The sequence below is a fragment of the Paenibacillus sp. USHLN196 genome, from assembly GCF_037144955.1.
Taxonomy (GTDB): Bacteria; Bacillota; Bacilli; order Paenibacillales; family Paenibacillaceae; genus Paenibacillus; species Paenibacillus xylanexedens_C.
This window is the reverse complement of sequence record NZ_JBBCYH010000006.1, coordinates 76,802-97,117: the sequence shown is the minus strand read 5'-3', so window position 1 is coordinate 97,117 and position 20,316 is coordinate 76,802. Positions and strand designations below refer to the sequence as shown.

General features: G+C 43.7%; 18 protein-coding genes. 17 read left to right on the top strand and 1 reads right to left on the bottom strand.

What is annotated here, in order from left to right:
- Positions 1 to 11: 11 nt before the first annotated feature.
- The 14 genes from rfbG to WFI24_RS16150 all read left to right on the top strand — a co-directional run bounded on the left by rfbG (position 12) and on the right by WFI24_RS16150 (position 14,483).
- On the top strand, positions 12 to 1,097 hold the full coding sequence (gene rfbG / locus WFI24_RS16210; RefSeq protein WP_336762392.1) for a CDP-glucose 4,6-dehydratase: 1,086 nt from the start codon (positions 12 to 14) through the stop codon (positions 1,095 to 1,097).
- A 13-nt stretch (positions 1,098 to 1,110) separates the two neighbouring features.
- Entirely contained in the window at positions 1,111 to 2,340 is a 1,230-nt protein-coding gene (locus tag WFI24_RS16205) for a class I SAM-dependent methyltransferase (protein WP_336762391.1), read from the top strand.
- A 63-nt stretch (positions 2,341 to 2,403) separates the two neighbouring features.
- Positions 2,404 to 2,937: a dTDP-4-dehydrorhamnose 3,5-epimerase gene (rfbC, locus tag WFI24_RS16200; RefSeq protein WP_336762390.1), complete on the top strand. Its 534-nt coding sequence runs from the start codon at positions 2,404 to 2,406 to the stop codon at positions 2,935 to 2,937.
- Positions 2,934 to 3,857 carry an NAD-dependent epimerase/dehydratase family protein gene (locus WFI24_RS16195; RefSeq protein ID WP_336762388.1) on the top strand — a complete coding sequence of 308 codons (924 nt, stop codon included), beginning with the start codon at positions 2,934 to 2,936 and terminating at the stop codon, positions 3,855 to 3,857. The genes rfbC and WFI24_RS16195 overlap by 4 nt, the downstream gene beginning before the upstream one ends.
- A 420-nt stretch (positions 3,858 to 4,277) precedes the next feature.
- Entirely contained in the window at positions 4,278 to 4,388 is a 111-nt protein-coding gene (locus WFI24_RS34520; protein ID WP_442956230.1) for a hypothetical protein, read from the top strand.
- A gap of 89 nt (positions 4,389 to 4,477) precedes the next feature.
- Positions 4,478 to 4,867 carry a flagellar protein FlaG gene (locus tag WFI24_RS16190; RefSeq protein ID WP_336762387.1) on the top strand — a complete coding sequence of 130 codons (390 nt, stop codon included), beginning with the start codon at positions 4,478 to 4,480 and terminating at the stop codon, positions 4,865 to 4,867.
- Positions 4,868 to 4,880: 13 nt separating this feature from the next.
- Positions 4,881 to 6,362, top strand: coding sequence for a flagellar filament capping protein FliD (fliD, locus tag WFI24_RS16185; RefSeq protein ID WP_336762386.1), 1,482 nt, complete (start codon positions 4,881 to 4,883; stop codon positions 6,360 to 6,362).
- 23 nt (positions 6,363 to 6,385) lie between these two features.
- A complete protein-coding gene (gene fliS, locus WFI24_RS16180) occupies positions 6,386 to 6,769 on the top strand; it encodes a flagellar export chaperone FliS (RefSeq protein WP_336762385.1) in 384 nt (127 codons plus the stop codon).
- Positions 6,766 to 7,125, top strand: a complete 360-nt coding sequence (locus tag WFI24_RS16175; protein ID WP_336762383.1) for a hypothetical protein — start codon at positions 6,766 to 6,768, stop codon at positions 7,123 to 7,125. Before fliS ends, WFI24_RS16175 begins: the two co-directional genes overlap by 4 nt.
- Positions 7,126 to 7,417: 292 nt before the next feature.
- The gene (locus tag WFI24_RS16170; protein WP_024631599.1) at positions 7,418 to 7,615 is read left to right on the top strand and encodes a cold shock domain-containing protein; all 198 of its coding nucleotides are present in this window, start codon (positions 7,418 to 7,420) and stop codon (positions 7,613 to 7,615) included.
- A gap of 421 nt (positions 7,616 to 8,036) precedes the next feature.
- Positions 8,037 to 8,600, top strand: coding sequence for a ribosome hibernation-promoting factor, HPF/YfiA family (gene hpf, locus WFI24_RS16165; RefSeq protein WP_336762372.1), 564 nt, complete (start codon positions 8,037 to 8,039; stop codon positions 8,598 to 8,600).
- A gap of 1,022 nt (positions 8,601 to 9,622) precedes the next feature.
- Positions 9,623 to 12,127 (top strand): preprotein translocase subunit SecA, encoded by a 2,505-nt coding sequence (gene secA, locus WFI24_RS16160; RefSeq protein ID WP_336762370.1) that lies wholly within the window; start codon positions 9,623 to 9,625, stop codon positions 12,125 to 12,127.
- 240 nt (positions 12,128 to 12,367) lie between these two features.
- Positions 12,368 to 13,481, top strand: a protein-coding gene (gene prfB / locus WFI24_RS16155; RefSeq protein WP_145324346.1) for a peptide chain release factor 2 whose coding sequence is annotated in 2 segments (ribosomal slippage) — positions 12,368 to 12,439 and positions 12,441 to 13,481 — 1,113 coding nt in all. Because the reading frame shifts where the segments join, the coding sequence is not laid out codon by codon here.
- A gap of 93 nt (positions 13,482 to 13,574) precedes the next feature.
- Positions 13,575 to 14,483 (top strand): YitT family protein, encoded by a 909-nt coding sequence (locus WFI24_RS16150; protein WP_336762367.1) that lies wholly within the window; start codon positions 13,575 to 13,577, stop codon positions 14,481 to 14,483.
- A 119-nt stretch (positions 14,484 to 14,602) separates the two neighbouring features.
- Here the strand turns inward: WFI24_RS16150 and cls are convergent, their stop codons facing one another.
- On the bottom strand, positions 14,603 to 16,051 hold the full coding sequence (gene cls / locus WFI24_RS16145) for a cardiolipin synthase (protein WP_336762365.1): 1,449 nt from the start codon (positions 16,049 to 16,051) through the stop codon (positions 14,603 to 14,605).
- Between the two features lie 331 nt (positions 16,052 to 16,382).
- Between cls and argC the strand changes: the two genes are divergently transcribed.
- The 3 genes from argC (at position 16,383) to argB (ending at position 19,976) form a co-directional block, all read left to right on the top strand.
- Positions 16,383 to 17,432 (top strand): N-acetyl-gamma-glutamyl-phosphate reductase, encoded by a 1,050-nt coding sequence (argC, locus tag WFI24_RS16140; RefSeq protein ID WP_336762363.1) that lies wholly within the window; start codon positions 16,383 to 16,385, stop codon positions 17,430 to 17,432.
- A gap of 129 nt (positions 17,433 to 17,561) precedes the next feature.
- Positions 17,562 to 18,800, top strand: a complete 1,239-nt coding sequence (argJ, locus tag WFI24_RS16135; protein ID WP_336762361.1) for a bifunctional glutamate N-acetyltransferase/amino-acid acetyltransferase ArgJ — start codon at positions 17,562 to 17,564, stop codon at positions 18,798 to 18,800.
- 336 nt (positions 18,801 to 19,136) lie between these two features.
- Positions 19,137 to 19,976: an acetylglutamate kinase gene (gene argB / locus WFI24_RS16130; RefSeq protein WP_336762359.1), complete on the top strand. Its 840-nt coding sequence runs from the start codon at positions 19,137 to 19,139 to the stop codon at positions 19,974 to 19,976.
- Positions 19,977 to 20,316 lie beyond the last annotated feature (340 nt).

Here is a 20,316-nt window from a genome sequence, read left to right as displayed (position 1 = left end):
AGAATCCGAACATGCTTATTGATCAAAGGTTCTGGCAGGGGAAACGCATATTTTTAACAGGTCATACAGGCTTTAAAGGCAGTTGGCTGGCGTTATGGTTACAACATTTAGGGGCTGATGTATATGGTTATAGTAGCCCTCTACCGACTAGCGAGCCTAATTTGTATGAAATTGCACAAGTGTCCAAGAGCATGAATTCTATGTATGGTGATATTTTGGATTTTGGGAAAATGCAATCTTTTATTCGTAGAATTCAGCCAGATATCATTTTCCACCTGGCAGCGCAGCCCTTGGTGCGTGAGTCCTATGCTGATCCAGTTGGAACATTTTCTACGAATGTCATGGGGACGGTGAATTTATTAGAGATTGCAAGGCACGTCGATTCAGTACGAGTTGTTATCAATGTAACAACTGATAAATGTTACCAGAATAATGGGGAATTACTACAGGGTTTTACGGAAAACGACCATTTGGGAGGACAGGATCCATACAGCGCTAGTAAAGCTTGTTCAGAACTTGTTACTTCTGCATTTGAGCAATCCTTTTATTCTATCAATGGGAAATTATTATCCTCTGTTAGAGCGGGGAATGTGATCGGCGGCGGTGACTGGGCTGTTGATCGTATCATACCGGATATTATTCGCTCTGTAATAAATGGGGAAGTCATGAAAATTAGATATCCTCATGCTGTTCGGCCTTGGCAACATGTGTTGGATTGCTTGGATGGGTATCTATTGCTTGCTCAAAACATGTGGAGGTCTGGTAATAAATTCACAGGTGCCTGGAATTTTGGCCCGGGGGAGTCTTCAATTTTGTCAGTGGAGAAACTAATTGAACAATGTAACAGACATTTAGGAAACAGAATTAAATGGAACTGTGAATCTGAGAAACATTTGTATGAAGCTTCCCGTTTGGTTCTTAATGTTGACAAGGCAACTAATTTGTTACAGTGGGAGCCTCAGTTAAACATAAACAAGACAATAGAATGGACTATGGACTGGTATTTGGGTTATATGAACAATAGTTTCGAACACAGGACGTTGCAACAAATAAAGGATTTTGAAAAAATAAAAAGCAGCAAAATTGCCTTAGCTTAAGGAGAATGATTTGATGTCAACTGAGGATTGCCGTTGTTGTGGAGCAACATTAAATAATATTTTCCTAGATTTGGGAATTTCACCCCTAGCTAATTCATATGTGAAGTCAGAAAATCAAATGGAGAATATGTACCCGTTGAGAACATATGTTTGCGAAGAATGTTTTCTTGTTCAAGTGCAGGAGTATGAGTCACCTGAGCATATATTTAGTGATTATGCATATTTTAGTAGCTATTCAGATACTTGGCTAAGCCACTCAAAGAATTATGTTCAACACATGATGGATAAATTCCAATATACAAGTGAAACACAAGTGATTGAAATTGCAAGTAATGACGGGTATTTACTCCAATACTTTAAAGAAAAGGGGGTAGCGGTACTAGGCATCGAGCCCGCAGAAAACGTAGCGAAATTCGCTGTGAGCAAGGGGATCGAGACTTCGGTGAATTTTTTTGGAACTTCAGTAGCAAAAGAATTAAAGAAAGAGGGAAAGGTAGCAGATTTACTTCTGGGAAATAATGTACTTGCGCATGTCCCTAATTTGAATGATTTTGTTGCAGGTATGAGTATACTGTTAAAGCCTCAAGGCACTATTACAATGGAATTTCCTCATCTACTTCAACTTATAGAACATAATCAATTTGATACGATATACCATGAGCATTATTCATATTTTTCACTCACCACAGTTATTCGACTTTTTAAGCAACACCATCTAACTGTTTATGATGTCGAGCAATTGAGTACTCATGGTGGATCTATTCGTATCTACGCAACTCATTCAGGAAATCCGGACTTACTTATTCAACCCTCTGTTCATGAATTGCTTGCTAATGAAGTTAAGCTTGGGATGACAAATATTGAGATGTACAGAGGGTTTCAAGCGAGAATTGTACAATTAAAGCGTCGAATTACAAAGTTCCTTATCGAATTGAAAGACGAAGGGAAGGTTATAGCGGGTTATGGTGCCCCGGCTAAAGGGAACACTCTGATCAACTACTGTGGTATTGACTGCGATATTATTGATTTTACAGTGGATCGAAGTGAGTATAAACAAGGTACTTTACTGCCTGGATCACGAATCCCAGTGTACTCACCTGAGAAACTAAAATTGGCTCAACCTGATTATGTATTTATCTTGCCGTGGAATTTAAAAGACGAAATTATGGAACAAACTTCATTCATTCGTGAATGGGGAGGTAAATGGATTTTACCTATACCGGATATACACATTGTTGAATGACTGAAAAGGGATGTAGGTAAATATGTATAGCTGACTAGCGAACATTCAACGGAGGAATATGGGATGCGGTTTATAGAAACGGCTTTATCAGGGGCTTATCTTATAGAAGTTGAGCTACTGACAGATGTGCGGGGGCATTTTGCTAGGGCTTGGTGCCAAGATGAGTTTAAGTTACATGGACTAGAGACATCTTTTGTTCAGTGTAATATCTCATATAACGAGAAAAAAGGAACTCTGCGAGGATTACATTATCAAGCATCTCCCTACGAAGAAGTGAAAATAGTTCGTTGCACGAAGGGGGCTATTTATGATGTTATCGTTGATCTGAGACCGGGTTCTCCCAGTTATAGACAGTCGCTTTCTTTTGAATTGTCGGATAAAAATTATAAAATGCTTTACATCCCCAAAGGTTTCGCACATGGTTTTCAAACATTGTCTGATCATACAGAAGTTTTTTATCAGATGAGCCAGGTTTATAAAGCAGAGTATGCACGTGGAATCAGGTGGGACGACCCTGTCTTTAATATAGAATGGCCTGAAGAAGACAAGAGAATTATGTCAGAAAAAGATCAGAATTATAACGGGTATCGCCAATGAAAAAAAAAATAATTGTGACGGGAGCGAATGGATTTATCGGGAGCCATGTAATAGATGAATTGAGTATTACTGGGGATGAAGTGTATGCTATTTCCTCAAAAGTTGGACACAAAATAAGTACTAGTAATGTTAAATGGCTGAAAGCTGATTTGCTTGATGATAATCAAGTGGAGGAAATGTTATCTAATATTGGTTCCCCCACGCATCTCCTACATTTGGCATGGGACACCACACCGAGTCAATATTGGAACTCATCTTCAAACTTCAAATGGGTTAGTGCAAGTCTTTCTCTATTTGATCGGTTTCGTGTAGCTGGAGGTAAAAGAATTGTAGGAGTCGGATCTTGCGCAGAGTATGATTTAAGTCAAGGATTATGCAAAGAGTCCGAAACTCTCCTGAGTTATAATACTGTCTATGGATCGAGTAAAAACTCACTACATCATATGCTAATGACATATTCACAGCACTATGAAATTTCCAGTGCATGGGCACGGCTTTTCTATCTATATGGCCCCCGTGAACATCAATTGCGTTTAGTTCCTTCCGTGATTTTATCTTTACTGAATGGTAAAGAAGCAAAATGTTCCCATGGGCAGCAGATCCGTGATTATATGTACGTTAAAGATGCAGCCCAGGCATTAGTGAAATTAATAAGTAGTGAAAGTAATGGCCCCATTAATATTGGTTCTGGCAAGCAGATAAGCTTGTCTGAAATTATATATACAATAGCTGATATCCTTAATCATAGAGAATTAATCCAGTTAGGGGCAATTCCAACCTCAGTGGAAGAACCTAAAATTGTTCTAGCCGATATAACTAAGCTGAGAGAAAGTACTGGTTGGAGTCCTTCTACAAAAATGGAAGATGGATTATATGAAACTGTTCAGTGGTGGAAGTCCAGTCTATTTGGAGGCAAGTAATATTGAAAAATAATCATTGTCCTATATGGAAGCATTAGTCCACTCCTCCCCAAGCCAGAGTGTTTTTCGAGACGCCTTGTGTTGAATGGATTTTAGAGAATAAAGTTAAGTTTGATTTTTTCTACGAGCATTGTTCATAGTTTAATGAGAAATCGATTTTCACGGCATTTGAGCTCGCAGGGTTTGAGGTTGTAAGTACAGATCGTATATTTAATGGTCAATATATTTGGTTGGAAGCAAGACCAGCAGAAGATAATGGAGCTTTGAATAACAGGTCAATTGCACAATATGCTGACTCATGTAGCATTGGGTTTTCAAAAAAATGAATTTGAATGGAAGCGTAGAGCAATAGATCGGTTTAAAGTATTCTGAAATTGGGAAACTGCTATTTGGAGCGCAGGGGCTAAGGGAGTAACATTCTTGAACTTAATTGATCCAGAGTTGAAGTATATTGATTGTCTAGTAGATTTGAATCCTAACAAGGTGGGAAATTATATACCTGGAATGCTTGCCTGTAATAATAATTTATGAGGAAGAGAAATTTTAAATCAGTTCTGTTATTCAATCTCACACCTCATTAACCGATATATATAATAAATAATTCCATCGGGGGATGAACGATGAATCTACAGTTCTCACTTTCAACGAATACAGTGAACAGTACTTCAAGTTCTTTGAGTCAATTAAGTGAAGCATCAGTAAATCCGAACACAAAACTCATTCAAGCGGTGAGAAACGGCATCGATTTGTCTAAGTTGGAACGACAAGGGGTTAGCGTTCCTTCTGGTGACGAGCATCTCATTAAAGCAATTGACAAGGCTGTCAAAGCTCTTCAGGGACCTACAACAACTCTGGAGATGAGCGTTCATGAGAAGACTCATCAAATCCTAGTTAAGGTTTTGAATAAAGAAACCGGTGAATTGATTCGCGAGATTCCACCTGAAAAAACATTGGATTTGGTAGCTAAGATGATGGAAATTGCCGGTATCCTGATTGATGAAAAGGTATAGGAGGTTACTATAAATGAACATGCGAATTAACGGCTTCTCAGGTATGGATATTGACAGTATGGTCAAATCTCTTATGAGCGTGAAGAGAGTCCCACTTGATAAGTTAAATCAACAGAAACAGATTCTGGATTGGACCAGAGATAGCTATAGACAGTTGAACAGTAAAATTGTGCAGTTAAGTAATAAATTGCAACAAATGGATTTGTCCGCAGCAACAAACACACAAAAATCAACGGTCAGTGGAAATACAACAGCGGTTAGAGCCGAGGCGAACGCAGATGCGATTTCTGTAACGATGAGTGTTGAAGTGAAGACGCTTGCCAAAAAGGCCAATTTACAAAATGCAACGGAACTAACCACGGGAACACCTAGTGTAAAAGCAAGCCTAAGCACTACCTTAGAACAGCTTGATAAAACAGGATCACCGCCAGAAAAATATGAACTTCATATTAATAATAAATCGTTGGAATTCAATAATACAGATTCTTTATCTACCGTAATATCTCGTATTAATTCCGAAATCCCAACAGCTAACGCAAGTTATGATGAAATCAGTGGCAAGCTGACGATCACCTCGAGAGAAAATGGGAAAGAAATTATGGGGACGGGAAGTAATGGTCAGCCTCAAACGAGTTCCTTATCGGTTATGCTAGGTTTGTCAGCGAATGCTGCTGAAAAAGGGGACGTAAACATTACCACTTCTTCAGGTACCCGGAAATATGAAACTACCGGAGATACGTTGTTAGTCAATGGTGTGAATTTGACCCTGTTAGAAACGAACGTAGGCTCACCCAGCAAGGTCTCAACGCAGTCCGATCCTACAAAAGCAATGGAGACGATCAAGTCTTTTGTTGATACCTACAATGAATTATTGGGATTAATGAACACAAGATTATCAGAAGAAAAGTATCGGGATTACGCCCCTTTGACTGCAGAGCAAAAGAAAGATATGAAGGAAGATGACATTAAAAACTGGGAAGAGCGAGCCAAAAGTGGGCTTTTAAGGAATGATACTATTCTAAGCACAGCCGTTGCCTCAATGAGGTCTGTCATTACAGGGAACTTGAAAGTGCTAAGTGAGGCAGGAATAACAACAGGACAATATTATGAAAAGGGTAAGCTACAGATTGATGAAGTTAAACTTAAAAACGCGTTGGACAGTAATCCCGATAGAATCCTAAGTGCTTTTAGGGGCCCTTCTACCGACGCTAATAATCCTGCTATATTTAGTGGGTTGAGAAAAGAATTGAATTCAACCTTGGATATGCTGGTCAAAAAAGTAGGTACCTCAAAGTCGGATGCTGACGCCAGTATGACTTTGAAAACGGAAAGTAGTATGGGCCAACAATTGAAAAATTACAATAATAGGATTTCAGACTTGGATAGAAAAATGATTACTTGGGAAACTCGATATTATAAACAGTTTGCCGCTATGGAAAAAGCAATGAGTCAGTTCCAGTCTCAGTCCTCCAGTTTATCAGGTTATTTTCAATAAAATAAAAGGGGGAATACTTTGGCATGATTACATCTCCTTATGACAAGTATAAGCAGTCTTCAGTTCAAACATCTACTCCAGGCCAATTGGTTATTATGTTGTATGATGGTGCAATTCGATTTACGAAAATGGGCCTGGAAGGAATTAAAAGCAAGGATTATTCTAAAGCCAATATAAACCTTGGCAAAGCCCAAACGATTATCAGTGAGCTAATGTCTACGTTGAATCTATCTTATCCTGTCTCTAAAGATTTGTTCTCGCTATATGAGTACATGAACCATTTATTGATTCAAGCTAATATCAAAAAAGACATCGAGCATGGGGAAGAAGCTCTGGGATATTTTCAGGAACTGCGTGAAACCTGGGTTGAAGCAAGCAAACAAGCAATGGGAGCTCCAGCTCAATGAGTAGTAGTAACAATACTTTGATAAACATTGTTCTCAGCCAACTTAATGAGCTTACGCAGAATTTTATCAAAGATTTAGAGCTTCAAGATTCTGATCATGTAGAACAATTTGTTGAAGAGCGCCAACTTCTAGTGCAGCAATTACATGATGTTTTGGACGTTCAAGTGATGAGTGATCTACAAAAAGAAGCGTTGAAGCAAGTTTTGGCATATGACACGATAATTGAGCAACGTATGTCTTCACTTAAAAATGAAGCGCAGGAATGGTTGCTCCAACGAAATACAGCGAAAACGCAGCGTACAGTATATGAATCCAAGTATGCTTCCGAGAGTTATCTTATGGATAAACGAAAGTAGTACCAATCTATCCTATAATTACTACGAAACCCCGTACTGACAAATACTTAGTAGGGGGTTTCTCGTGTTATCATTAATACATCAAAAATATAATTACCAACCCGCCAATTACCTGATATATTCAAGATATCCCAGCGTTCAACATAATCCCCAATTAATCTACAAAATATTCCAAGAAAACATTTACGTTTCCAATTGACAATGGATAACTTTGGGTGGTATTATCTGAATTGTGGGCAGAGGTTAAGGCCGAAAGCTTCACTTCATTTGATGACGAAGGGAATGTTAGTGCATGCAAGGTAAAGTAAAATGGTTCAACGCAGAAAAAGGTTACGGTTTCATTGAAACTGAAGACGGCGGCGACGTATTCGTACATTTCTCCGCAATTCAATCCGAAGGATTCAAAACTTTGGAAGAAGGTCAATCCGTAGAATTCGACATCGTCGAAGGCGCGCGTGGACCGCAAGCAGCTAACGTAATCAAATTATAATCATCCGGACAATCCGACCTACATATATGGTTAGATGGTTACCAAATTGAATTATCGCTAGCATCAGACTCCGGTACGTTCCGGGGTCTTTTTTTGTTCTACTAGATTGCAGATTTGAGAATCATCCAGGAAACATTATTCTTAAGAATCTAATAGATTCAAGCGATTGATTAAAGTTCATTTTACATAATAGATTGAGCAAGCTCAAAATAGGTTAATTACATCATCAAGCGCCTAATAAGACATAGCATGTAAATTTGCGATTATGGCTGAATATGATGGAATATCGCGAAATATGGCGTTATGCCTACGTTGGCAGATGTGGCTTGAACAGATGTCATTATTCGGTCACCTGGAGTTTTTACATGGCGCTTACATTCGTGCTATAATGAAGTGGCAAAGGAAAAAGGAGGAGTGCCCTATGAATTTAAGTATTCGAGGTCAACAAATCGAGGTTACTGATGCTTTGAAGGATTATGTCGACAAAAAGTTGAGTAGACTCGAGAAGTATTTCGATGCACCCCTTAACTCTGACGGTGCTGTTACATTGAGCACGACGAGAGGCTTGCATACGGTAGAGGTGACGATCCCTTTGAAAGGCATTGTGCTCCGTGCTGAGGATGAGAGCGACGATATGTACGCATCCATTGACTCCGTGGTAGACAAGCTGGAACGTCAGATCCGCAAACATAAAACAAAAATTAACCGTAAGTTCCGCCAGGAAGGCAGCCTGAAAACACTCTTCGTTGAAGATCCAACAGGCACTGTAGCTACAGCTGAACTGGATGTGGACACGGATGACGATGATCTGGAAGTTGTACGGACGAAACGCTTTATGTTGAAACCAATGGACGTGGAAGAGGCAATCCTCCAAATGAACATGGTTGGCCACAATTTCTTCGTATTCTCCAACATTGACAGTGAAGAAGTTAGCGTTGTTTACAAACGGAACGATGGTAAGTACGGGTTGATCGAACAAGGTTAATCTTAACGTACAGGATCATTGGATCGGACTTGCGTATGAATATCTAATAATAATGAATCCAGGAACTGTAGTTTCCTGGATTAGACTTAACAAGAGCTTCCATCCCTTAGGGGATGGGGCTCTTTTGTGCATAAAGGGGCTGGGAAATGACCTTTGGAAATAAAATGGTGAAACTATTCCCTATGCTGCTGCGTCTAATAGATAGTAAGAAGAAGCACAGACTGTGCAATTATACGACCAGATTCAAATGGTTACGAAAATATTCGTACACATGCATTCGAGAACTGGATATTGAGATTTACATCCAAATTTACCATCAAAATTCGTTGACAGGGCGGTCTACCGTGCAAAATCAAACATGGCAATCGATGGCTTCCGCTAACGACTATGATTTTTTGCACTTAAACTCGATTTGATATGTCTCAGAAGTTCAAAGAAGTGTGCCGTGGCGTGTTGCGGCGACCCTTACAAACTGTTACAATTTATGCAAAGAGAATCATTGTCCTGATGGAGAATTGTCAACGAATGATCGCTAATCATAATCAATGACAGGCACAGCACCATGAACATGATTCGCAAGGCTCGGGCTTCGGCTAGTTTTTAATAACCGAATCCGTTTGATTATCGAATCAGCTTCATGAGGAACCCTTGGCAAGCCTGAAGTTGATTCATCATATTACTTATTAGCATATGATTTGAATTTGATTTTTACACCGATGACGAAGAGGGCAGAAATGACCTGTAGAAGCGAAGCGTTCGCCTGAAAGCTTTCTGAAAGAAAGCTACATCGGAAGCATACGCTTTATCCCCGGATTTAACCCTCTGAGAAGAGAGTTTAAAAGAAATCAGGGGATAACAGCGATCGAAAGGACATTCTGGCAACTGAGTTGATGAAGTGTAACCCTCATTAAGCTCAAATTATATTGTTTGTCACCCCCGGGCAAGTGGATGCAACATCCATCCGATGGTGTCGCGTGGCGGCAACAGGGGGTCTATTCTGTTTTGCACGAAAGGGGTATACCATGCTAGGACTTGTCAAAAAGATCTTCGGCGACATGAACGAACGTGATGTTAAACGTCTGATGAAGACGGTCGATGTGATCAATAAACTGGAACCACAATTTCAGGCGTTGTCTGATGAACAACTGAAAGGTAAAACGGACGAATACCGTGCTCGTATTGAAAAGGGAGAAACGACAGATGAACTTCTTCCAGAGGCATTTGCAACCGTGCGTGAGGCATCACGCCGTGTACTGGGCAAACGTCACTACGATGTACAGATGCTGGGTGGTATCGCTCTGCATGAAGGCCGTATTTCCGAGATGAAAACGGGTGAAGGTAAAACACTGGTAGGAACACTTCCGGTATATCTGAACGCATTGATGTCCAAAGGTGTACACGTGGTTACGGTCAATGACTATTTGGCACAGCGGGATAGCCAGGAAATGGGACAAATCTACGAATTCATGGGCATGACGGTAGGGGTTAACCTGAGCGGTATGGACCATGCTTTGAAACAACATGCTTATGCATGTGATATTACGTACGGAACGAACAACGAATTTGGTTTTGACTATCTGCGTGACAACATGGTGCTGTACAAAGAGCAAATGGTACAACGTCCATTGTTCTTCTGTATCATTGATGAAGTGGACTCGATCTTGGTCGATGAGGCGCGTACGCCACTCATTATCTCTGGACAAGCTCAGAAATCGACGGACATGTACTATTCAGCAGATCGTTTTGTGAAGCGTCTGATTCCTGAAGAAGACTTTACGGTAGACATCAAGGTGAAATCCGTAGCGTTGACTGAGGCGGGCGTGGCAAAAGCAGAGAAAGCGTTTGGTATTGAGAACTTATATGATCATGCCAACGTTACACTTAACCATCACATCGTACAGGGCTTGAAAGCCAACGTAATTATGCGTCGTGACGTGGATTATGTTGTCAGTGATGAGGAAGTTATGATCGTCGATGAATTCACAGGTCGTCTGATGTCTGGACGTCGTTACAGTGATGGATTGCACCAAGCGATTGAAGCCAAAGAGGGCATTGAAGTACAAAATGAGAGCATGACGCTTGCTACGATTACATTCCAGAACTATTTCCGGATGTACCGTAAACTTGCGGGCATGACGGGTACAGCGAAAACCGAGGAAGAAGAGTTCAAAAAAATCTACGGTCTCGAAGTACTGCAAATTCCAACCAACCGTCCGAACAAACGGGATGACATGGCAGATGTTGTGTACAAGAGCATCGATGGCAAGTTCAATGCCGTTGTAGAAGAGATCGTTGCACGCCACAGTAAGAACCAGCCGGTTCTGGTAGGTACAGTATCTATCGAGAACTCGGAACGCCTGTCTGACATGCTCAAACGCCGTGGTGTAAAACACCAGGTACTGAACGCCAAGTACCACGCGGAAGAAGCAGAGATCATCACAGGAGCTGGACAAGCGGGTGCAGTAACGATTGCAACCAACATGGCTGGACGGGGTACGGATATTATCTTGGGTGAAGGTGTAGCTGAAGTAGGCGGTCTTCATATCATCGGTACAGAGCGTCACGAATCACGCCGGATTGATAATCAGCTGCGTGGTCGTGCGGGACGTCAAGGTGACCCGGGCTCAACACAATTCTACCTGTCACTCGGTGATGAATTGATGAGACGTTTCGGTGCAGACAATGTATTGAACATGATGGAGCGCCTTGGTTTTGAAGAAGACCAACCGATCGAGAGCCGGATGATTACCCGTGCAGTAGAATCGGCGCAAAAGCGTGTTGAGGGTAACAACTTTGACGTACGTAAAGTCGTTCTCCAATATGATGATGTAATGAACCAACAACGTGAAATTATATATAAACAGCGCCGCGAGGTACTGGAGTCCGAGAATATCAAACAGATCGTTATGGATATGATCAAGCCATCCATTGAACGCATCGTTGAAGCACACTGCAGTGACGATATTCCGGAGAACTGGGAGCTGCAGGAAGTTGCCGACTACATGAACAGCAAATTGCTGGATGATGGTTCGATAACAAAAGATGATCTGTGGGGTAAGGAAGCTGAAGAGATCATCGAGTTCCTGTTTACGAAAGTTCAGAACAAGTACAATGCACGTGAAGAGCGAATTGGCGAAGAGATGGTTCGTGAGTTCGAGAAAGTGGTTGTGCTCCGTGCAGTAGACAGCAAGTGGATGGATCATATTGATGCGATGGATCAATTGCGTCAAGGTATCCACCTTCGTGCCTACGGCGGTACAGATCCACTGCGTGAGTACCAGTTTGAAGGCTTCGAGATGTTCCATCAGATGATCGCTTCGATTCAGGAAGAAGTAGCAACATATGTGATGAGAGCACAGATCGAGAGCAATCAGGAGCGTCAAGCGGTTGTTGAGGAAAGTCAGATCTCGACAAGCGGTGAACCTGCTGAGAAACGTCCAGTGAAGGTTTCTGACCAAATCGGACGTAACGATCCATGTCCATGCGGTAGTGGCAAGAAGTTCAAACACTGCCACGGTCAAGAGTAGTCAAAGGTTTTTCTATACACGAATGACATGAACGGCTCCTCGCAGCCGGGTATTCCATAGGATGAAGTGAAGGATGCAAAACCGGTTAATGGTGCATAGTTATAATAATATGACCATGATCACGGAGAAGAGATATACTGATACACCAGTAATCTCAACACCAGGTGGCGCATCGGATACTTGATCTGGAGGAATGCCCTGGATGCGGGGAGCTTATCTTAATGAAAAGAGGAATTGCACATGATCGATCCAAATGTGAAGCATGACCTGCGTGAAATAGGCAAGAAACTAACAAACCTTAGGGGGTCTCTTTGACTTAGATCTGAAGCAAGAGATGATCGGCAACTTCGAAGTGAAGATGTCAGCCCCGGATTTCTGGGACGACAGTGACAAGGCACAATCCGTAATCGCTGAGTTAAACGCGGTAAAGGGATCTGTAGATCAATACACCAAACTTCAACAAGATTATGATGATGCGGTGATGATGATTGAGCTGGCGGACGAAGAAGGCGACGAAGACCTCGCATCCGAGATTGGCAACAGTATTACAGCGATCGTGAACAAGGTTGCAGAGTTCGAACTTCAACTACTCCTGAATCAGCCGTACGACAAGATGAATGCGATTCTGGAGCTTCACCCGGGTGCAGGTGGTACCGAGTCTCAAGACTGGGGACAGATGCTGCTCCGGATGTATACACGTTGGTCCGAGAAGCGTGGATTCAAGGTTGAGGTACTGGATTATCTACCAGGTGATGAGGCTGGGATCAAGAGTGTTACGTTGTCGATCAAAGGACATAACGCTTACGGCTATCTGAAAGCCGAGAAGGGTGTACACCGATTGGTAAGGATCTCTCCTTTTGACTCATCGGGCCGTAGACATACGTCCTTCGTATCCTGTGATGTGGTACCGGAGATTGATGATACGATTGAATTGGACATCCGCACAGAGGATCTCAAGATCGACACGTACCGGGCAAGTGGCGCGGGTGGACAGCATATCAATACCACCGACTCTGCCGTACGGATTACTCACCTTCCGACAGGTGTGGTTGTAACGTGTCAGAATGAGCGTTCACAGATCAAGAACCGTGAGCGTGCGATGACGATGCTGCGTTCGAAATTGTATGAGCGTAAAATTGAAGAGCAAAAACAACAGCTGGATGAAATCCGAGGAGATCAATCGGATATTTCATGGGGTAGCCAGATTCGCTCCTATGTGTTCCATCCCTATAGTATGGTAAAGGATCACCGTACAAGTGTAGAGACTGGAAACACAGGAGCAGTAATGGACGGCGACCTCGATGCATTCATCGATGGTTATTTGCGTAGCCAGATTAAAGTAGAAACCGATTAATATAAGTTCCTGTATGGACCCATACGTGTAGGCGTATGCTGGTGTGTACAGGAGCTTTTTTTGAGTTTACAGACAAAAGGAGAGCAAGATGACATGCAACAACGATCACAACTTCACAATAACCGCAAAAAGAGGATAACTAGCCTTATTCCACTCAATGGCCCATGGAGGAACGTGGTGGATACGGTATCTATCATAGTAGGTTCGTTTTTAATCGCAGTGGCCTTTAATTTATTTTTATTACCGAATCAGATCGCTTCGGGTGGGGTGTCCGGGTTATCGATCCTGGGTAAGGAATGGCTTAATCTGGAGCCGGCATACACCCAATGGGCAATTAACATTCCACTCCTGATCGCGGGTTTCCTGCTCATTGGCAAGCAGTATGGTGTTCGCTCAGTATTGGGAAGTATTGTCCTGCCACTGTTAGTCTATCTTACGAAGGATTGGGCCATTCCCACAACGAATCCGCTGCTTGGTTCACTGTATGGTGGAATTGGCGTTGGCCTGGGGATCGGAATTGTATACCGGGGTAGAGGATCAACAGGCGGCATGAGTATTCTTGCCAGAATCGTGCAGAAATACAGTGGACTCAGTTACTCTCTATGTGTAGTCATTATGGATGCCACTGTCATTATTATGGCTGCTTTTGTATTGTCATTGGAACAGTCTCTCTATGCGTTGATTGGGTTGTACGTTACTGGTAAAGTAATCGATGCCGTCGAGATGGGGTTGGGCTTCTCCAAGGTAGCATATATTATCTCCAACAAGACGGAAGCGATTAGCAAAGTGATTCTGGATGACTTGGATCGCGGATTGACGAAACTGGAAGCCAAAGGTGGTTACACCGATGATCAACGAACAGTACTGATGGTCGTGGTTGGGCAAAATGAGGTTCCTAGACTCAAAGCGTTGATCCGGTCTGTGGACCCGGGAGCTTTTGTCATTATCAGTAACGCGCACGAAGTGCTTGGCGAAGGCTTTAAGCGGGGAGAACATGTATGACAACGTAAGAAAATAGCGAGTGAGCCGTGTAGGCTCATTAGTTTGGAAGTTCAAGACAAGAAAAAACAGGCACATCCTTCTCCGAAATGACGGGAGAGGATGTGTCTGTTTTTTTACTATTACAGAATCGGAGACAGCAGACGGGAAATCGCTTCTTTGAAGCGGATGATCAGACTGCGTTTCTTGTATTCCTCAAGCGTCAACTCCCGCGATACATGCAGGTCATGCTCAAAGGTATGTACAAGTGCTGTCGCAATCGTCTCATCGTACATAAAAGCATTAACCTCAAAGTTCAACCGGAAACTGCGGTAGTCAATATTGGCGGTTCCGACAGATGCAACCAAACTGTCAATGATAAGTGTTTTGGCATGAATGAAACCATTGTCGTATATAAATACTTTGGCCCCAACCTTCAACAACTCACCAATATAAGATAACGTAGCCCAATACACAAAGGCGTGGTCGGGTTTATTTGGAATCATAATGCGAACATCAATGCCGGACAGACACGCGAGACGAATAGCTTCGAATACACTGGCATCCGGGATAAAATAAGGCGTTTGAATCAGAATCGATTGTTTGGCCCCGTTAATCATCTTAAGATAACTGTTCTTGATATGCTCGGTCTCTGCATCCGGTCCACTGGAGACAATCTGCATGGCAATCTTTCCTGTGCCCTCGATATGAGGGAAATGCGCGGGAACATAAGGTGTATCGTGTTGCTTAGACGCTTCATTCCAATCCAGGAGAAAACGGGTCTGCAGCGCATGAACGGCGTTCCCTTGAATACGCAGATGTGTGTCACGCCAGTAACCGAATTTCGAGTTCAAGCCCAGATACTCATCTCCGACATTAAACCCGCCTGTGTATCCAAGGTTACCATCGATGATGACAATCTTCCGGTGGTTCCGGTAGTTCATCCGCAAGTTGATCAGACTGAATTTGGATGGGAAAAAGACTTCAACCAAACCGCCTGCTTCGCGCAATTCTTTGAAAAAGCGTTTGGATACCCGCCGTGATCCGAGCGCGTCATACAGTAATCGGACTTTGATGCCTTCCCGCGCTTTGCGGATAAGTGCATCCCGGATTTTTTTGCCCAGCCGGTCGCCTCTATAAATGTAGTATTGTACGTGCACGTGATCCTGAGCCGCTTCGATGTCGTCCAAGAGCCGCTGGAATTTGTCTGTTCCATCCGTAATGATCTCGACCGCATTATCCTCTGTTAACAGAGCACCGTTTTGCTTCAGGTTCATATAGATCATGTCCTGGCTACTCTCGGTTGCATGGTTGCGGAAAGGGGTGCGGTTATCGTGCAACTGCGTGAGCTGGGCTTCAATACGTTCCTCTAGCCCGAGCTTCTTACGTTCTTTCCATTGGAAAAGCCGGTATCGGGTCAGGTTCTGACCGGTTAGAAGATAAAGTACAAACCCAAACACCGGAATAAAGTTCAAGACGAGCAGCCAAGCCCAAGAAGCGCTAGCATCCTTCCGTTCGAAGAAAACGACTGCTGCGGCAAAAATAATATTCAGGCCCAGGAGTACAATAAGTAAAATGGATTCGATATGCACTATAGTCCCCCACGTCCTCATAATGACCATCATGAATCTATTCATATGTCCTTGATTAGCAGGTTAGTTATGAATGAGACCCTGATTGTAATGTTTCCTACTAATACGTATTTTAACAGATGTATACCTATTCGTCCCGGATGTTAAAAAAAGATATGTTCGGATTGGATGGAAATCCATGTGAAATTGATGATAGAGTGTTGTATTTATATAACTAGAGTCGTATAATAATACACAAATATGCATATAAGCGACGGAATTGCTGTATTCGGACCTTATTAAGGGACGGCATAGCACAAGTAGCGCATACATCGAGATTGGGGGAGCGAGAGTGAATAACAAATTAAAAGTGGCAATCGTCGGTTCCACCGGCTACGGCGGGGTGGAACTGATTCGTTTTTTCCAGAACCATCCGCTGGTTGAAATCACATCGGTGATCTCATCATCGAGCAGTGGTGAATCCATCGCAGATGGGTTTCCGCATTTGACGGACGTGATTCACAGGCCGCTCGACGGCGTCGATCCGGCTGAAATTGCAAGTCGTGCAGATCTGGTATTCACAGCGACCCCGTCCGGCGTAAGTGCGAAGCTCGTACCAAGCCTGCTGGCAGCAGGGCTTAAGGTCATTGATCTGTCTGGTGATTTCAGACTCAAAGATGGAGCAGTGTACGAAGAGTGGTATAAACATCCGGCGCCTCCAGCTGATTTGTTGGAACAGGCGGTATATGGCATGGCTGAGGTGTATGGCGAAGAAGTGAAGGGACAGAATTTTATATCCAATCCAGGCTGTTATCCGACCGCTACACTTCTCGGACTTATTCCTGCGGTAGAAGCGGGATGGATTGATCCATCCACCATTATCATTGATGCTAAATCGGGCGTATCCGGTGCAGGACGGGGAACCCATCTGTCGTACCATTATGCAGAGATGAACGAGAATTTCAAAGCCTATAAACTCAACAAACATCAACATATACCTGAGATTGAGCAAGTACTCGGCAATATAACGGGAACGCCTGTTACGGTTACCTTTACAACACATCTGGTGCCAATGACACGTGGAATCATGAGTACGATGTATGCCAGCCTGATTGGGGAACATAGTGATCGGGAGATCGTAGATTTGTACCGCAAATATTATGAAAATAAACCTTTCGTACGTGTACGTGAACCGGGCATCTGGCCTTCTACCAAGGAAGTGTACGGATCCAACTATTGTGACATCGGATTTGCGGTGGATCCTCGCACAGGGCGTTTGACGATTATTTCGGTCATCGACAACCTGGTGAAGGGTGCTTCCGGGCAAGCGATTCAAAATATGAACCTGATGATGGGATGGGAGGAGAACCTCGGGCTGAACATGACACCGGTATATCCATAAGAGATGGAATTCAAGAGGAGCATAAGTACATTCGTTGTAAAAGTGCATTCTCGGGGCCACTTAGGGAGAACGGATCAGGTTAAGCAGGCGATCATCAGCATATAGCTGAACGCATACGGGGGATATGATATGGGAACGAATGTGGAGCAACAGACTTTTACCGTGGTTGAGAACGGAACAATTGTAACTCCTGGGGGGTTCACTGCGGGTGGACTTCACTGCGGATTGAAAAAAACATCTCGCAATGACATTGGAGCGATCCGCTGTGATGTACCGGCTACAGCTGCTGCTGTATACACGACCAACGTGTTTCAGGCGGCGCCACTCAAAGTAACGCGCGAAAGCTTGAGCAATGGACGCCTTCAGGCGGTCATCGTTAATAGCGGCAACGCCAATGCATGTACAGGGCAACAAGGGGAAGAAGATGCTTATGCGATGCGTTCAGCCGCTGCGCGTGAGTTGGGTGTGGCAGAAGAGGACGTTGCTGTGGCTTCCACAGGTGTCATTGGTGAATTGCTCAAGATGGATGCTGTACATTCAGGCATCAAGGCGCTTCCGGAGCAACTGGGCAAGGAGTCCAATGAGGCGGAACAATTTTCACAAGCGATTCTAACAACGGATTTGGTGAAAAAGGAAGCCTGTGTCTCCGTTAAGGTTAACGGCAAGACGGTTACGATTGCGGGAGCCGCCAAAGGCTCGGGTATGATTCATCCGAATATGGCGACAATGCTCGCTTTCATGACCTCTGACGCGGTCATTGGTGCAGAAGCGTTGCAGCGCCTGCTGCGCCAGGCAACGAATCATACATTCAACATGATCACTGTAGATGGGGATACAAGTACGAATGATATGTTGGTAACCATGTCCAGTGGATATGCAGGCAATGAAGAGCTGACGATGGAGCACCCGGATTGGGACGCTTTTGCAGCTGGATTCACCTATGTATGCCAAGTGTTGGCCAAAGCCATTGCTCGTGATGGTGAAGGAGCAACCAAACTGGTTGAGGTAGAAGTTACAGGTGCAGTGAGTGATGAATCCGCGCAAGCGATCGCCAAAACCGTCATTGGTTCCAGTCTGGTGAAATCCGCCATGTTCGGCGCTGATGCCAACTGGGGACGGATTATTGCAGCCGTAGGGCGTGCAGGACAGCCGGTGAACCCGGATACCGTGGATATCCGTTTGGGAGAGATCTCGGTACTCGCGCAGTCCCGCCCAGTCGTATTCGACGAAGAAGCGGCACTGGCGTATTTACAAACTGATACGGTTCGCATTGTGGTGGATCTGCACCACGGCGAAGGAACTGCAACGGCCTGGGGCTGTGACCTGACGTATGACTACGTCCGAATTAACGCAGCATACCGCACGTAATAAGCCTTTGGGATAAAGGTTTTGCGAAACAGCTATCTTCTATTGTGAAGCTGTTTCGTGAGATGTTTCAAAAATTATCAATGAAATTTAAACTTGTTGTTTGGTGTTGGACATATAGCGATAGTAATGGAGAAGGCGGAATTGATTCTGCAGAAGCGGAGCGGTCGCCTTTGTCTCCGGGTGTTCCCCTATATAGGGATAATTCAAGAAACCTGGAGACAACAGCGATCGAAAGAACAATCCGAATTCGGAATGGACTCCTACCAGCCTTTGTTACCTTATAAAAGTGTTATATTTTTTTGAATGTAATTTTTACTATGAAAGGAGCTTGCCCTCATGAATTCAACATTGCCAAATGATAGTACCGCAACGGAATCGGGTACTGAGAAGCAGATGTTTGTCATGAAATGTGGAGGAAGTACGCTCGCAGCGTTGCCTGAATCTTTCTTTGCGGATCTGCGTGATTTGCAGTCTCAGGGTACGCAGCCAGTTATCGTGCATGGTGGGGGTCCTGCCATCTCGGATAACCTGGCAAAGCTCGGTATCGAAACTGAATTCGTTAACGGTCTACGCAAGACGACTGAACCAGTGCTGGACGTAGTAGAGATGGTCCTGGCGGGTAGCATCAACAAGCAGATCGTGCGTTTGATCCAACGTGTTGGTGGTCGTGCACTAGGCTTGTCTGGCGTCGATGGAGGTCTGATTCAGGCGAAGCCCGTATCGAACCACGCAGAGATCGGTTGGGTAGGTGATGTCACTGGTGTGAACGCAGAGATGATCCAAGGCATCGTGAACATGGGGTACATGCCAGTTATTGCACCAGTTGGTGTGGATGCAACCGGACAGCGCTACAACATCAACGCAGATACAGCTGCGGGTGCAGTGGCGTCTCATCTCGGCGTGAGTCGGATGATTGTCGTGACCGATGTTCCTGGCATCATGAAGAACGTAGGCGGCGAGAAAAAAGTACTGCCATCCGTATCTGTACAAGAGATTGAGGACATGATCCAGACCGGAGAAATCTATGGCGGCATGATTCCCAAAGTGCGTGCAGCTATCGCATGTATCCATGGTCAAGTCCGTGAGGTCGTCATCGTAGACGGCAGCGAACCTCAGATCCTGAGCCGCGTACTTGGCGGAGAAATCATCGGAACAAGAATTATCCGTATGCAATAATTTGCTCGATACGCTAGGTTCTTAATAGTCTTATTTAAATAAAAAAATATGTGCACGGCTTTTTTATATAAGAAATCTAATATTACACTCACAATAACGTAGGGTGCAGAACCAATCTGAAGAATAAAAATGCATAACGGAGAGGACAGAAATAACCTGAAGAAGCGGAGCGTGCGCCTTTATCACAGGATTTTCCCCATTGAAGGGGAATAAAAAAAATCCAGGGATAACAGCGATCGGAAGGTTGTTCTGTCATCGAAGTGGAGTATGCATACGTTCGAAAGATAGTTCTGCAATCGGGTGGTCTAGTGTAAATAAGAGCTCTTATATAATTGCCGTT

Excerpts from the sequence above, each read along its gene's own strand:
- rfbG (WP_336762392.1), top strand. The coding sequence starts at position 12 with ATGCTTATTGATCAAAGGTTCTGGCAGGGGAAACGCATATTTTTAACA.
- WFI24_RS16205 (WP_336762391.1), top strand. The coding sequence starts at position 1,111 with ATGTCAACTGAGGATTGCCGTTGTTGTGGAGCAACATTAAATAATATT.
- rfbC (WP_336762390.1), top strand. The coding sequence starts at position 2,404 with ATGCGGTTTATAGAAACGGCTTTATCAGGGGCTTATCTTATAGAAGTT.
- WFI24_RS16195 (WP_336762388.1), top strand. The coding sequence starts at position 2,934 with ATGAAAAAAAAAATAATTGTGACGGGAGCGAATGGATTTATCGGGAGC.
- WFI24_RS16190 (WP_336762387.1), top strand. The coding sequence starts at position 4,478 with ATGAATCTACAGTTCTCACTTTCAACGAATACAGTGAACAGTACTTCA.
- fliD (WP_336762386.1), top strand. The coding sequence starts at position 4,881 with ATGAACATGCGAATTAACGGCTTCTCAGGTATGGATATTGACAGTATG.
- fliS (WP_336762385.1), top strand. The coding sequence starts at position 6,386 with ATGATTACATCTCCTTATGACAAGTATAAGCAGTCTTCAGTTCAAACA.
- WFI24_RS16175 (WP_336762383.1), top strand. The coding sequence starts at position 6,766 with ATGAGTAGTAGTAACAATACTTTGATAAACATTGTTCTCAGCCAACTT.
- WFI24_RS16170 (WP_024631599.1), top strand. The coding sequence starts at position 7,418 with ATGCAAGGTAAAGTAAAATGGTTCAACGCAGAAAAAGGTTACGGTTTC.
- hpf (WP_336762372.1), top strand. The coding sequence starts at position 8,037 with ATGAATTTAAGTATTCGAGGTCAACAAATCGAGGTTACTGATGCTTTG.
- secA (WP_336762370.1), top strand. The coding sequence starts at position 9,623 with ATGCTAGGACTTGTCAAAAAGATCTTCGGCGACATGAACGAACGTGAT.
- WFI24_RS16150 (WP_336762367.1), top strand. The coding sequence starts at position 13,575 with ATGCAACAACGATCACAACTTCACAATAACCGCAAAAAGAGGATAACT.
- argJ (WP_336762361.1), top strand. The coding sequence starts at position 17,562 with ATGGGAACGAATGTGGAGCAACAGACTTTTACCGTGGTTGAGAACGGA.
- argB (WP_336762359.1), top strand. The coding sequence starts at position 19,137 with ATGAATTCAACATTGCCAAATGATAGTACCGCAACGGAATCGGGTACT.